The 13,854-nt window shown below is 57.1% G+C and carries 14 protein-coding genes; 1 reads left to right on the top strand and 13 read right to left on the bottom strand.

Features of this window, described 5'->3' with window-relative positions:
* Positions 1-14: 14 nt before the first annotated feature.
* The 11 genes from Q0775_RS01465 to fnrL form a co-directional block, all read right to left on the bottom strand.
* Positions 15-704, bottom strand: coding sequence for an HTTM domain-containing protein (locus Q0775_RS01465; protein WP_298857462.1), 690 nt, complete (start codon positions 702-704; stop codon positions 15-17).
* Positions 701-1,129: a hypothetical protein gene (locus Q0775_RS01460; protein WP_298857460.1), complete on the bottom strand. Its 429-nt coding sequence runs from the start codon at positions 1,127-1,129 to the stop codon at positions 701-703. The genes Q0775_RS01465 and Q0775_RS01460 overlap by 4 nt, the downstream gene beginning before the upstream one ends.
* A gap of 56 nt (positions 1,130-1,185) precedes the next feature.
* Positions 1,186-1,326 carry a cbb3-type cytochrome oxidase assembly protein CcoS gene (gene ccoS / locus Q0775_RS01455; protein ID WP_298857458.1) on the bottom strand — a complete coding sequence of 47 codons (141 nt, stop codon included), beginning with the start codon at positions 1,324-1,326 and terminating at the stop codon, positions 1,186-1,188.
* Positions 1,323-3,455 carry a heavy metal translocating P-type ATPase gene (locus Q0775_RS01450; protein WP_298857456.1) on the bottom strand — a complete coding sequence of 711 codons (2,133 nt, stop codon included), beginning with the start codon at positions 3,453-3,455 and terminating at the stop codon, positions 1,323-1,325. The genes ccoS and Q0775_RS01450 overlap by 4 nt, the downstream gene beginning before the upstream one ends.
* Positions 3,452-3,925: a FixH family protein gene (locus Q0775_RS01445; RefSeq protein WP_298857454.1), complete on the bottom strand. Its 474-nt coding sequence runs from the start codon at positions 3,923-3,925 to the stop codon at positions 3,452-3,454. The genes Q0775_RS01450 and Q0775_RS01445 overlap by 4 nt, the downstream gene beginning before the upstream one ends.
* On the bottom strand, positions 3,922-5,490 hold the full coding sequence (locus tag Q0775_RS01440; RefSeq protein WP_298857452.1) for a cytochrome c oxidase accessory protein CcoG: 1,569 nt from the start codon (positions 5,488-5,490) through the stop codon (positions 3,922-3,924). The genes Q0775_RS01445 and Q0775_RS01440 overlap by 4 nt, the downstream gene beginning before the upstream one ends.
* A gap of 152 nt (positions 5,491-5,642) precedes the next feature.
* Positions 5,643-6,506: a cytochrome-c oxidase, cbb3-type subunit III gene (gene ccoP / locus Q0775_RS01435; RefSeq protein ID WP_298857450.1), complete on the bottom strand. Its 864-nt coding sequence runs from the start codon at positions 6,504-6,506 to the stop codon at positions 5,643-5,645.
* Positions 6,499-6,735 carry a cbb3-type cytochrome c oxidase subunit 3 gene (locus Q0775_RS01430; RefSeq protein ID WP_298857448.1) on the bottom strand — a complete coding sequence of 79 codons (237 nt, stop codon included), beginning with the start codon at positions 6,733-6,735 and terminating at the stop codon, positions 6,499-6,501. Before Q0775_RS01430 ends, ccoP begins: the two co-directional genes overlap by 8 nt.
* 10 nt (positions 6,736-6,745) lie before the next feature.
* Positions 6,746-7,573 (bottom strand): cytochrome-c oxidase, cbb3-type subunit II, encoded by an 828-nt coding sequence (ccoO, locus tag Q0775_RS01425; RefSeq protein WP_298857445.1) that lies wholly within the window; start codon positions 7,571-7,573, stop codon positions 6,746-6,748.
* A 10-nt stretch (positions 7,574-7,583) separates the two neighbouring features.
* Complete coding sequence (gene ccoN / locus Q0775_RS01420; RefSeq protein ID WP_298857444.1) at positions 7,584-9,203, bottom strand: cytochrome-c oxidase, cbb3-type subunit I; 1,620 nt, start codon at positions 9,201-9,203, stop codon at positions 7,584-7,586.
* Between the two features lie 121 nt (positions 9,204-9,324).
* On the bottom strand, positions 9,325-10,056 hold the full coding sequence (fnrL, locus tag Q0775_RS01415) for a transcriptional regulator FnrL (RefSeq protein ID WP_298857442.1): 732 nt from the start codon (positions 10,054-10,056) through the stop codon (positions 9,325-9,327).
* Positions 10,057-10,108: 52 nt separating this feature from the next.
* Here fnrL and hemN point away from each other — a divergent pair, with 52 nt between their 5' ends.
* Positions 10,109-11,464 (top strand): oxygen-independent coproporphyrinogen III oxidase, encoded by a 1,356-nt coding sequence (gene hemN / locus Q0775_RS01410; protein WP_298857440.1) that lies wholly within the window; start codon positions 10,109-10,111, stop codon positions 11,462-11,464.
* Between the two features lie 97 nt (positions 11,465-11,561).
* Here the strand turns inward: hemN and Q0775_RS01405 are convergent, their stop codons facing one another.
* On the bottom strand, positions 11,562-11,975 hold the full coding sequence (locus Q0775_RS01405) for a cytochrome c (protein ID WP_298857438.1): 414 nt from the start codon (positions 11,973-11,975) through the stop codon (positions 11,562-11,564).
* Between the two features lie 190 nt (positions 11,976-12,165).
* A complete protein-coding gene (locus tag Q0775_RS01400) occupies positions 12,166-13,716 on the bottom strand; it encodes an AMP-binding protein (RefSeq protein WP_298857436.1) in 1,551 nt (516 codons plus the stop codon).
* Between the last annotated feature and the right edge of the window lie 138 nt (positions 13,717-13,854).

Below are 13,854 nucleotides of genomic sequence, written 5' to 3'. Positions count from 1 at the left end.
AGGCCAGCAGAAGATCAGGCAGGCGCGATCAGGCGCGACTGGAGCCAGAGGATTGACGGGTATGCGGCGAGCCAGAACCAGACAAAGCGGTTCAGGCCAAAGAGGCAGGCATTTGCGATGTGGAAAGCAGCGGCGCAGGCGAGGGCCGCGATCAGTAGCGTCTGGTTGAGCAGGGCGAGCGGGAACAGAACCTCGAACCCGATGACGGCCCATGATGCGGTCCGCATGGCGCGGGGATGGGGCGCAAGGGCGCGCAGGTTTTCGGCCACGGGATAGGCCGAGAAGGCAAAGACATCGCGCAAAGCCGCACCGCTGCGCCACGCGGGGTTGAGGATTTTGACCCAGCCGGAGATGAAATAGGACAGGATCACCTGCACGCCCAGATAGGCGAATGCGGTTTGCGTCAGTGGCCCTTCGGGGAGCCAGTGCGACAGCGTCAGGCAATAGAGGATCAGCAGGCCCATTCGGTCACTGCCGCCATTATAGGGGCCGTTATACCGGTGGAGGACTGCAATGCTGTGGATGCTGAGAGCGACCAAGGACCAGTCAGAATAAACACCTGTGAGAAGCGCAAGGCAGAGTACTGCACGCGTAAGAAACAGGGCGCGGGCGGCGTTGGGGCCGCTCATATGCTCGGCGCTTTGTTGTAAGAATGCGAGGGCGAGCAGGATTTCGGTAAAGCGCTGGGCCAGTTCCAAGCTCATCTGAGGGTGGCGACAGGGGTGGAAAGAAAGACCGTCTCCCGCGTCAGTTCCGTCCCGTTGTGGGCCACAAACACTAGCCTGAACTGCATCAGTTTGGTGCAGCTGTGGATAGGGAGGGTGGTGATGTCGCGCAGGATGCGGGTCGTGATCTCACCCACGCTGTGTGGGCAAAGGCCCAACGCGATCCGCTCGGCGCAGGAGGTGATATAAAGGGCGTCGTTTCTCGCAGGGTTCCAGAACAACCGTGCGAGCATTTGCAGGGGGGTCACTGTCTCAGGGCAGGGGCGTAGTGGGTGCCATTTGGAGGGTGTTTCCCGCGCAGTGGCGAGGAGTGTCCACTCGACGCGCGGCGATGCCTCAACCGTCTGGAAAAACCGCCAAGAGGGGATCAGGGCAGGCAGGATGAGGGCGCATGTTTTGAGCATCCGCTTTACATAAAGGGGAGTGGTTAACGCTTCATTAAACTGACAGGGCTTAGGCGTTAATCGTCGTCGAGCAGGATACGCGCGGCATTGCCTTGCTCATCGTCATACTGGTCCGAGCGGACCGTCCAGATGAAGGCAACAAGCCCGAGTGCGCCCAAGATCAAGGAGACGGGGATAAGAATGACAAGGACGTTCATTTTGAGAACCTTATGCGTTGGGCATTGAGTAAGACAGTAATGGAAGAGGCTGACATTGCCAAGGCTGCGGCCAGCGGAGTGGCGTAACCTGCCAAGGCGATCGGGATGGCGATGGCATTATAGAGTGCTGCGATGGCAAAGTTTTCCTGGCTTAAGCGGCGGGTCATGCCTGCGATGCGCAGCAGCAGTGGGATGTCCTCAAAGCTGTCTTTGAGGATCACAACATCGGACGCGCTGCGCGAGGCATCAAGCGCTGATGCCGGTGCGATAGAAGCATGGGCTGCGGCAAGGGCGGCAGTATCGTTGAGGCCATCCCCGACCATCAAAACATACTCGCCCTCACGGGCCAGTTGATTGAGGTAGGCCAGTTTCGCATCGGGGCGCACATCGGCCCGCACGGGCAGGCCAAGCTGGGCGGCGAAGGCGTTGGCGGGACCTGTTGCATCGCCTGTGACGATTTCGCAAGGCTGGCTTAGCCCGTTGAGCGCGGTTTTGACACCTGCGCGGGGGGCCTCTGATGCGCCGAGTTGGCGGGCTTGTCCCGCACCGATGCGCAGACCCAGATCGTCAAAATCCGCTCCGAGCCAAGCGCCACGGCCCAGGGCTACTTTCTCACCGTTCAGCGTGCCTTCGATCCCTTGACCAACCGTCTCAACAATATTCTCGACCATGGCGGGGGCGATATCGCCTGTGGCAATCACAAGAGCGCGCGAGAGCGGATGATGGGAGGCTTGTGCCAGTGCTTTTGCAATGGCGCGTTCATCGTCAGAGAAGGGCGTCGGCAGGGTGACGGAAGGGGTGGAGAGCGTGCCGGTTTTGTCAAAGACAACGCGGGTGACTTCCGCGAGACGTTCAAGGGCTGTGGCGTGTTTGACCAGATAACCCAGCGAGAAGAGGCGGCTGATGGCGGCAGTGGAGACCGCAGGAACAGCGAGGCCCAAGGCGCAGGGGCAGGTGATGATCAGCACGGCGATTGCGACGTTGAGGGCGTGGCGGATATCGCCATCATATGCGACCCAACCGACAAATGCGAATAGCGCGAGAAGGTGGACGGCTGGGGCATAGATTTGTGCAGCGCGGTCTGCAAGAGCGGTGTATTTGTTACGGCTGTTTTCGGCCAGTTCAACCATGCTGGCCATGCGGCGCAGTGTGGTATCATCGCCCACAGCAGTAGCGCGTAGGGTGAGAGGGGCGGCGACGTTGATCTCGCCCGCTTGTAGCATCGCGTTTTGGGCCACATCTACGGCTGCGGATTCGCCCGTGAGGAAAGAGCGGTCCATCAGGGCATGGTCGGACACGAGCGCCCCGTCAACAGGCACGCGTGCGCCTGTGGGAACCGTGATGATATCGCCAAGTCTAAGTTGGGAGACGGGGATCGTTTGGGTGATGCCATCCCTCACGCGCTGGGCGGTTTGGACCTCAAGTGCTGTCAACTCCTTGGCGGCGGAGCGTGCGGCACTGCGGGTGCGGTGATCCATAAAGCGGCCAATGAGCAGAAAGAAAGTGAGCGACAGGGCCGCGTCAAAATAGGCGTGATCGCCGCCATTGAGCGTCTCGAACAGCGACATGCCAGCGGCAAGCAGAATGGCAAGGGAGATCGGCACATCCATGTTCAGGCGGCCCACGCGAAGGGCGGTCCATGCGTTCTGGAAAAACGGTTGGGCGGAATAGGCAACAACCGGCAGGGCGATCACGGCGGAAATGAGGTGGAACAGATCGCGAGTGGTATCGGTGGCACCGGACCACACGGCGATCGACAGCAGCATGACGTTCATCATGGCAAAACCAGCGACAGCCATGCGGGTGAGCAGCGAACGCCCGACAGTATCGCGGGCGGTGTTTAGCGCTTCAAGGTCAAGCGGATAGGCATCAAACCCCAGATCGCGCAGAGCGGTTTCAATCCGCGCGGGGTCCATGGTGCCGCTGACCGACAAACGCTTGAGCGAGAGGTTCACGCGGACATTGCTGACGCCGTTGATGCCAGACAGGCCGCGCTCGATCTTTCCAATACATGCGGCGCAGTGGATGTCGGGCAGGGAGTATTGCAGTTTGGGCGCTGTCTCGTTCGCGCCTTTGTCAAAATCTTGCGGGAGGGGGACGCCTGCACAGGCAGGGCAGGCGCCGCTCACTTTGCGTCTCGCACGATGATGCGTTGCTGGAACAAAGTGCCGTCTTTTGCACGCAAGCGCAGGCGCAAGTTCCAGTTTCCTGTGCCTGCGTCCACTTGGGCACGCATAGCACGGCCATCAAAGATGAAATCGGGGGTCTCATCAAACTGGACATTGGTGGCACGTCCGAAGGTTGCGGATTCGACCTCAACGTCGATTGGTTTGCCATCTTCAAGGATGAACAGTGACAGAGTGTGATTTTCCAGCGTGGCCGAAACATCCCAGTTCAGGGCAAGCTGCGCGTTGCGCTCCACATCGAACGTCTGGCTCGCGACATAGGAGTTTTTGACCTCAAGGCCAGGGAAGGTTTTGACGGCCTGAAACGCGAGAGTGAGGTTCACGGCGATGATGACGCCAAACGCTGCGGCGAAGCCTGCAAAGACATGCCAGCCTTTGATTTCGCCTTTTATCTCAGTTTTTACATCGGTCATTGGGCGGCCTTTCCGTTGAATATGGTTGTCTGGCTGGCGCGGATGTCAGTGCTCAGATCTTCGACCCAGAGGCGCAGTGGCGTGCTGTTTTGGGTTGCCGCCGGATCTTGGGGACGGGCCGTGATATAGACGCGCTGCAAGACGGTGCTGTCGGCAGGTACTTCGAAAGAGAGCAACCCATCGCGGCCTTCAAGTTCAATCCGCAGGATTTCCTCGCTCGTGAGGCTGAGATGGAACAAGCGGTCGTCGCCCGATTTATTGCGCAGGCGCACGTCATAAATGTTGCGGATAGAGCCATCCGATTGCAGCACGTAAGTCGGGTTGCGCACGGGGCTGACCGTCAGTTCGATATCGGAGCGGATGAACAGGGCATAGACAAGCGCCAGACCGATGGAGGCCCACATGACCGTGTAGAGAATGGTGCGCGGGCGCAGAATGTGACGCCAGAGTGGTGCTGGGGCTTTACCCGAACGCTCGGCGTCTTCGTCGGACAATGCCATGTAGTCGATCAGGCCGCGCGGCTTGCCGATTTTGTCCATGACATCATCACAGGCATCAATGCAGAGCGCACAGGTGATACATTCCATCTGCTGACCATCGCGGATGTCGATGCCCATGGGGCAAACGTTCACACAGGCCATACAGTCGATGCAGTCGCCGTGCTCTTGCTCTACGGGGGCGCTGATTGTGGCGGTACCACCGCTGAGTTTGATCGGGCTGTTTGGATAGGGTGTGCCCTCATATCGGGCAGTTTGATCACCACCTGCGGCTTGGGCTTCCGCAGCTGCCTTTTCGGCGGCGGCGCGGTCGCGTTTGCGTACATTGCCTTTGCCGCGCGGCTCCCCGCGCCATTCGCGGTAGGCGACGGTTATAGTGTCGTTGTCCATCATGGCGGCCTGAATGCGCGGCCATGGGCAGGCGTAGATGCAAACCTGTTCACGGGCAAAGCCGCCAAAGAGGAATGTTGTCGCCGTCAGGATGCCCATTGTGATGTAGGCGGCGGGATGCGCCTCAAGCGTGAGCAGGTTCATCAATAGGGTGGGGGCGTCAGCAAAATAAAAGACCCATGCGCCGCCTGTAGCCACTGCGATGCAGAGCCAGACAAACCATTTGGTCAGGCGCAGGCGCCATTTGTGCAGGTCCCATTTGCTTTTCCACAGACGCACACGTGCGTTGCGGTCGCCCTCAATCCAGCGCTCGACCAGAATGAACAGATCGGTCCAGACAGTCTGGGGGCAGGTGTAGCCGCACCAGACGCGGCCTAGGGCAGAGGTGAACAGGAACAGGCCGAGGCCCGCCATGATCAGGAGGCCCGCGACGAAATAGAATTCGTGGCTCCAGATTTCGATCCAGAAGAAATAGAAGCGGCGGTTCGCCATGTCGATCAGAACAGCCTGATCGGGCAGGTTCACCCCTCGGTCCCAGCGGATCCACGGGGTGAGGTAGTAGATGCCCAGCGTGACAGCCATGATCCACCATTTGAACGTGCGGAAAAAGCCCGTCACTTTGCGGGGAAAAATCGGTTCTTGGGCTTTGTATAAGGACGGGGGTGGTGTGGCAGTCATGTGATTATTCCCTGTTCGCATCCTGACCTTAGCGGCTAACCAAGGTGGCTGTATTGATCTGAGTCAAAAAAAATCCCGAAACAGCACAGTTTGCGAACAGGGCCGTTTCGGGACTGAAGGCTGCCGGTTAGGGCCAGCAGCCTTGTCTGCTGTTATTCGCCGCCGCCCAATCCATGGACATATGCCGAGACTGCGCGGACGTCTTCTTCGGACAAACGCTGGCCCCATGCAGGCATCACGCCAAAGCGGGCGTTGACGATTGTATAGGTGAGCGTCTCGCGGTCGCCCCCATAGAGCCAGATGGCATCTGTGAGGTTGGGTGCGCCGATGTCCTTGTCGCCCATAGCTGCTTCACCGTGACACGAGGAGCAGTTGTCGGCAAAGAGTTCGGAACCTGTTGTTGCCAGTGCTGCGTCGTGGTCCGGGCTCGACAGGGAGATCACGTATTCAACTGTCGCTGCGATCTCCTCTTGCTCCAGTATGTCGCCAAAGGCGGGCATCTCGGAATAGCGGGCGTCATCGTCGGTGTCATTGCGGATACCGTGGCGGATTGTATGGGCAATCTGCGCCATCTCGCCGCCCCAAAGCCAGTCATTGTCCAGCAAGTTGGGATAGCCTTTCGCACCTGCCGCACCAGAGCCGTGGCACTGGGAACACTGGGCGCGGAACACTGCACCACCGCGTGCAACAGCATAGCGGTTCAGGTCGGCATCGTCGGTAAGGGTATCCATCTCTGCGCCCAAAAGGGCCGTGACGAGTGGTGCGTTTTTGGCCTCGTGCTCTTCAATATCGCGGGCGACATTTGCACGTGTGGACCATCCCAACACCCCCTCGGTAGCGCCCGAGACCATGGGCCATGCAGGATAGGCAATAACATAGCCCAAGCCCCAGATCATCGTCAGATAGAGACACCACAGCCACCAGCGCGGCAGGGGGTTGTTCAGCTCTTCGATGCCGTCCCAGCTGTGGCCGGTGGTCTCGACGCCGGTTTCTTTGTCAACCTTGCGATCAGCCATTTGACAGTCCTTTCATCGAAAGTTTGTTGGACGTGCGGCTACAATCGTCGCATCCGCCTGAGCATTTTTTGACGATCACATCGTCGCGCATCGGGATCATGCTCGCGTCTTCGCGGGCACTTGCCTGACTGGGCAGGAAGGCCCAGATGCAGGCGCCGATGAAGAAGCCGAAGATGCCAAGCATAACCCAGCTGTCGGCGAGTTGCCGTAAGAAGGAATAGGTATCCATGTTTTGCCTCCTATCGGCTTGCGTCTGGGGTGAAGGTGGAGAAGTCGACCAATGTACCCAACATTTGCAGGTAAGAGATCAGCGCATCCATCTCGGTCAGCTCGGAACGGCCATCGAAGTTGGCAACAGCGGCACCGGGGTAGCGTTCCAGAAGCCCGTCATACTCGCCATCGGGGTCTGCCTGCACTTCAAAGTCGAATTTCGCCTGCTCGATCTGTTCGTCCGAGTAGGGGACGCCGACAAAGCGGTGCGTCGAGAGAAGATCGCCGATATGTTCACCGTCAATCTTGGTGTCTGCAAGGAAGGCATATTTTGGCATGATGCTTTCGGGAACAACAGATTGTGGATCCATGAGGTGGTCAACATGCCATGCGTCAGAGTAGCGCCCGCCCACACGTGCCAGATCGGGTCCTGTACGTTTTGACCCCCACTGGAACGGGTGGTCATACTGCGATTCCGCCGCCAGTGAGTAGTGGCCGTACCGCTCGACTTCGTCGCGCATTGGGCGGATCATCTGGGAGTGACAGACATAGCAGCCCTCGCGGACATAGATGTCGCGTCCGGCCAGTTCCAGCGGGGAGTAGGGGCGCATGCCCTCTACATCCTCGATGGTATTTTCCAGCCAGAAGAGGGGTGCGATTTCGACGATCCCACCGATGCTTACAACCAGCAAAGAGAAAACGAGAAGCAAGGTAGGGCTGCGCTCGAGTATCGCGTGCTTGTCGAGAAATCCTGACTGATGGGGCAGTTCGTTTGGAATCTCCTGAGGGAGGTCCGACAACTGGCTTACTTTCGGGTCTTCGGCGGGACCAGGTATTTTGTCAATATTTTTTGTCATGATCCGCTCCTTATTCTGCTGGTGTTGCGTTGGCGGTTGCATTGGGGACGGCTGCTGTTGCCGGTGTGGCCCCGCGGATGGTCATGAACATGTTCCAGACCATCACCAAGGCGCCACTGAGGAAAAGAACCCCACCCAGACCGCGAACCACATACATCGGGAACTTGGCGGATACGGTGTCGGCAAAGGAGTTCACAAGGAAGCCTTGATCGTCCACTTCGCGCCACATCAAACCTTCCATGATGCCTGTGACCCACATGGAGGAGGCGTACAAGACGATGCCAAGTGTGGCCAACCAGAAGTGCCAGTTGATTGCCGACATGGAATACATACGTGCGCGGCCCCAGAGGCGTGGTGTCAGGAAGTAGATACAGGCGAAGGTGATCATACCGTTCCAGCCAAGTGCGCCAGAGTGTACGTGACCAATGGTCCAGTCAGTGTAATGCGACAGCGAGTTCACAGCGCGGATCGACATCATCGGACCCTCGAATGTGGACATACCGTAGAAACCCAAGGACAGAACAAACATCCGCATGATCGGATCGGTGCGCAACTTGTCCCACGCGCCTTGCAGCGTCATCAGACCGTTGATCATACCACCCCAGCTTGGCATCCACAGGATGATCGACATGACCATACCAAGGGTCGCCGCCCAGTCGGGCAGGGCAGTGTAGTGCAAGTGGTGCGGACCCGCCCAGATGTATAGAAAGATCAGCGCCCAGAAGTGGATGATCGACAGCTTGTAGGAGTAGACCGGACGGCCCGCCTGTTTTGGCACAAAATAGTACATCATGCCCAAAAAGCCCGCAGTCAGGAAGAAGCCAACGGCGTTGTGGCCGTACCACCACTGTGTCATCGCATCCTGCACGCCAGAGAAGACTTGCACGGATTTGGAACCCCAGATGCTGACAGGAATGCTCAGGTTATTGACCACGTGCAGCATGGCAACGGTGACGATGAAGGCGAGGAAGAACCAGTTGGCCACATAAATGTGCTTTTCCTTACGCTTGAAGATCGTGCCCATGTAGATGATCAGATAGGTGACCCAAACAATGGTGAGCCAGATATCGACGTACCACTCAGGCTCGGCGTATTCTTTAGACTGTGTGGAACCCAAAAGGTAGCCTGTGGCCGCGAGCACGATGAACAACTGGTAGCCCCAAAAGACAAACCATGCCGTGTTACCGCCCCACAGACGCACGCCTGAAGTGCGTTGCACCACATAAAGCGACGTCGCGATCAGGGCGTTGCCACCGAATGCAAAAATCACCGCACTTGTGTGCAGCGGGCGAAGCCGTCCGAAGTTTGTAAAGGGCTGGCCCCATTCAAAGTTCAGCTCGGGAAAGGCGAGCTGGAAGGCAATGAATGTGCCAACCAAAAAGCCCGCGATACCCCAAAACGCAGTGGCGATAACGCCTGCACGGATCACGCCGTCGAAATAAATACCGTCATGTTCCATTGTCGCTTTTGCAGGCTCACCTGTGTTTCGCAACACGTAGATAAACATCACAAAAGAGATCACCATGATCAGCAATGCATGTACCTGATAGGCCAGATCACGCGCCCAACTGCTGGCAATTGCAGCAATGACGGTAATCAGCCCCAAGAGGATGATTTTCACATAGTCCATAAGATGCCCCTATATTACTCAGAGCACCGATAGACGCTCCTGTTCGCTCCATCTTACTAGGGGGGACAGGAGGGTGATTCCTTGATCTGAATCAAGAAACCGCCAGTTTGGAGGTTTTAAGTTATGAAAGTACGCCGCCGTCGGAATCGTCACCTGTGGCATCGCGAAGGGCCAATAAATCAATGACTTCGATCTGTTTGCGTCCTGACAGAGTAATCACACCTTCTTTTTTCAGCGCGTTGAACTGACGCGAGACAGTCTCGAGGGTGAGGCCGAGGTAGTTGGCAATCTGGTCGCGGGTCATCGGCATCTCGAGGGTGCCATCCGACTCTGGATTACCCGCAATTTTGCGCTGGGCCAGCATGTCGATAAAGGTGGCGATCTTCTCGCGGGCGGTCTTGCGGCCCAAAAGCAGCATCCAGTCACGCGCGGCGTCCAATTCATCCAGTGCCAGTTCCATCAGGCGCTGTGCAACGTGGGGCGTGTCCATAACCAACTGCTCGAAAGGTTTGATCTCAAAGCGGCAAAGCGTCACTTCGGTGGTGGCCACAACATCAAACTCGACTTCCTTACGGCCCGGGCGTCCAATGAAGTCGGAAGGCAGCAGCAGGCCGACCATCTGCGTGCGTCCATCCTCAAGCGTTTTGGACAGGCTCGCAACGCCATCCACAATAGAGGCTACATGCTCCAGCGGCTCACCGCGCCACATGATCGTCTCACCTGCATCATAGCGTTTGTAGGATTTCATGTTCTCAAGGCGCGTCAGCTCATCGTCGTCACAGCGTGCGCAAACAGCACGATGGCGTATAGGGCAGTCATTGCAGCGAACTGCATTCATGTTCAATTTATTCATATTTTTGATCTGAATCAAAGTTGTTGGCGACAACTTCAACTCTAACAATATCATGGAAAATTTAGAACCCCTTATCCGGCACGGCCTGTTCGATGCTAAAGTCCCACGGTACACCAGTTATCCGCCGGCAAACCATTTCGAAAACGGGATCGGGCGCCGGCACCAGCTGAGCTGGTTGTCGAGCATTGAAGAGGGGGAGGATGTATCGATTTATATCCACATTCCGTTCTGCAAACGGTTGTGCTGGTTCTGTGCCTGCCGCACGCAAGGCACGCAAACGATGCGGCCTGTTGAGGCCTATATCGACATTGTTTTGCTGGAAATAGCTGCAGCCATTCAGGAAATTCCCAAGGGGACCAAGATGGGCAGGCTCCACTTGGGGGGCGGCACGCCCACGATCTTGACGCCGCGTATTATGAGCAAGCTGCTCGATGCAGTGTTTGACGCATTTGCGCCCTCTGCTGATTTCGAATTTTCTGTCGAAATTGACCCGACTGAAGCCTCGCCAGAATTGCTTGGAACGTTGGTCGATTACGGGATGAACCGCGCCAGTATCGGCGTTCAGGACTTTGACCCGAAGGTGCAGGCGGCGATTGGCCGCATGCAGTCGCTGGAGCAAACCACCGCTGTTGTTGAATTTTTGCGGGGGCGTGGTGTCGATGCGATAAATCTCGATTTACTCTATGGTTTGCCGTTCCAAACCCAAGAGAGTTTCCGCACTACGCTAGATCATGTGATCGCGATGGATCCGGACCGGTTGGCGATTTACGGTTATGCGCATGTACCGTGGATGTCCAAGCGGCAAGTGTTGATCAAGGAAGAGACGCTGCCTGATACGATGGCACGGTTTGACCTTGCCAATATCGCGCATAATGTGCTCACCCAGAAGGGTTTTGAGCCTGTAGGCATCGACCATTTCGCCAAGAAGACGGACAGCTTGTACAAAGCGCTCCAGACGGGCGGGTTGCGGCGCAATTTTCAGGGCTATACCGATGATCCGAGTGCGACATTGATCGGATTTGGTGCCTCTGCGATTTCACGCTTCAAAGAAGGCTACCAGCAAAACGCGCCTGCCACTTCGGCCTATCAGGAGCGTGTTTTGGCGACAGGGTTTGCGGGACATAAAGGGTATCTGATGACGCCCACGGACGATGTGGTCGCTGCGATGATCGAAGAGTTGATGTGCCGTTTTTCATTCCCGACACAAGCGTTGCAAGAGCGGTTTCCTGATCACACTGCGGCAATCCGCAAAACGGCAGTCTCGCTGATGTCGCAGTATCCCGATGTGTTCAGGTTGACGACGGGAGGGCTTGAAATGCTGCCCGAGACGTATGCGTTGGTGCGGGTTGTGGCGAGTTATGTGGATACGTTTACCGCAGAGGGCGTGGCCCACGCGGCGGCGATCTAGGATTTTGTAGCAGGCCTGCGGACTTGGGTGGTCCAATGCAACAGGGGACAGATGGCAGTCTGCCTCCTGTTGCGTGTTTGGGGTCGTGGTTGCCGCGTTATTTTTGAATTGTCTCGATATAGTCGAGCAGGGCAATCATATCCTCGGCTGTTACTTCTCCAGCGGGGGCGCCATCCTTTGCCGCGTGTTGCAGACCTACGGTGCCGAATTCGGGCATGGCTGCGTCGGGGTCTTCTTTTTCGATTTGGCCAAGGACGAAGCGCTGCACAAAGGCGCGGGGGAAAGCGCCATCATTTCGTGCGGTGAGACCGGTGAGGTCGGGCGGCGTCATGCCGAGGCCGAGGGAGGCGGATCCCGCACCATCGCCGTTTGCGCCATGACAGGCAGAGCATTCTTTGGCAAAGATGGTTTTGCCGCGTGTCACGCTTGATTTGTCGGGCGTGAGTGCCGTGGCACAGGCCCCCAAAATTGCCATGCATGCCAGCGGTACAAGTGGTTTGAGCAATGTCATGGAATGTCCTTCGATATTCTTGGGCCAACAGGAATGACATGGCCGCACAATTACGTTTCCACCACTTTAGGCCCATGACTAAGTCAACGCAATCTGGCCTGTGGGTGAGGAGCGGGAAAAGGGAGGGGATCGGCGTATACTAGCGTGGCAGCAGACCCCGAAGTGGGCCTGCTGCATTTTGTCGGCGTTTTTAGGTTACTTGGCCTTTGAGAACGCGGCGCAGGATTTTCCCTGATGCGGATTTCGGGATTTCATCCACAAAAGTTACGCGCTGGACCAGTTTGTACTTCGACAGGGTCTTGGCCATATGCGCTTGAATGTCCTCCAACGTGAGGGCAGGATTCGTCGTGACCACAAATGCGATGGGCAATTCGCCCGCTTCGTCATCTGGAATACCAATGACGGCGGCATCTGTGATGTCGGGATGGGTGACAAGGTTTGCCTCAAGCTCGGCTGGAGCGACTTGGAAGCCTTTGAACTTAATCAGCTCTTTAAGGCGATCCATGATGAACATGAAGCCGTCCTCGTCGATGTAGGCAATGTCGCCTGTCTTGAGCCAGCCATCCTCGGTCAGGGTCTCTTCGGTGGCTTTCTCATTGTTGAGGTAGCCTTTCATTACTTGCGGTCCCTTGATCCAAAGCTCACCCTCTTTGCCAGATGGTAGGTCCTTGCCGCTTTCGGGATCGACGATGCGGCACTGGGTGTTTGGTAAAGCGAGGCCTGACGCGCCCGATTTAGGATGGTCAACGGGGGTGGTGTGGGACACTGGGCTGAGTTCGGTCATGCCGTAACCTTGGATCGCCACACAATTGAGGCGTTTGCCAACCGCGTCAGAGACTTCACCGCCCAAAGGGGCAGCGCCGGAAAAGATTTGCTCAAGGCTGGACAGGTCATAGTTGTCTACGATCGGATGTTTGGCCAGTGCAAGTGCCACGGGCGGTACAATCCACATACGCCGTGATTTGTGATCCTGAGAGATTTGCAAGAACAATTCTAGATCAAAGCGCGGCATGGTGACCAGTGCACCGCCCCCGGCAAGGTGGACGTTCATCAGCACGTTCATGCCGTAAATGTGGAAGAATGGCAGGAAAGCAGCGGCAACTTCGCCTGCTTTGAAATCCGCACTCACAAGGATCTGGTCCACGTTCACCACCAGATTGCGGTGGCTCAGGCGTACGCCTTTGGGCAAGCCTGTTGTGCCAGAGGAATAGGGCAGCACAACAGGGTGCTCGTCCAAATCAACCGAGACTTGAGCTTCGATCGGGGTGCCGTAATAGGCCGAGAGCGGCTCTGTCCCATCTGGTGCATCGCCCATGACAACCACAGGCTGGTTTGCGGCGGCCTTGGCGGCCTCTTGAGCGGTCTCAAGGAACATCGGAATGGTGATGAGGATATCGGCGTTGCTGTCGCGCAACTGGTGGGCGACCTCGGACGCGGTATAGGTCGGGTTGATCGTAGTGATTGTTCCGCCAGCCCATGCAACGGCATGGAAGACCACGCAATAGTGGGGCAGGTTGGGCGACATCAGCGCTACAGTCTTGCCCGTGCCGACACCGCGCGCAGTCAGACCTCCAGCAAGCTGTTTGACCTGCGCCATAAACTGGGCGGCGGTCATGGCATCACCAGACAACCCGTCTGTCAATACAACCTCGTCGGGGCGTGCGGCGAGGTTTTCAAAAATACGCTCGGTAATGGATTGATCGCGCAGAGCAATGTCTGCGGCGGCGGTTTTATATGTCATATGGTTCTCTCCCTGAGACATAATCTTAGGCAGAGACGCAATATAGTGTCCAGAGGCGGCACATGGCCTCATCCGTTTAAACTGTTTTACGTTGCGGTAAAATGGGTCAGATTTCAGGGTGCTGCGGCAGCGATGTTT

The sequence above is a fragment of the uncultured Sulfitobacter sp. genome (assembly GCF_947499945.1).
Classification (GTDB): domain Bacteria; phylum Pseudomonadota; class Alphaproteobacteria; order Rhodobacterales; family Rhodobacteraceae; genus Sulfitobacter.
The sequence above is the reverse complement of the archived record's forward strand: the minus strand, read 5'-3'. Positions and strand labels throughout refer to the sequence as shown.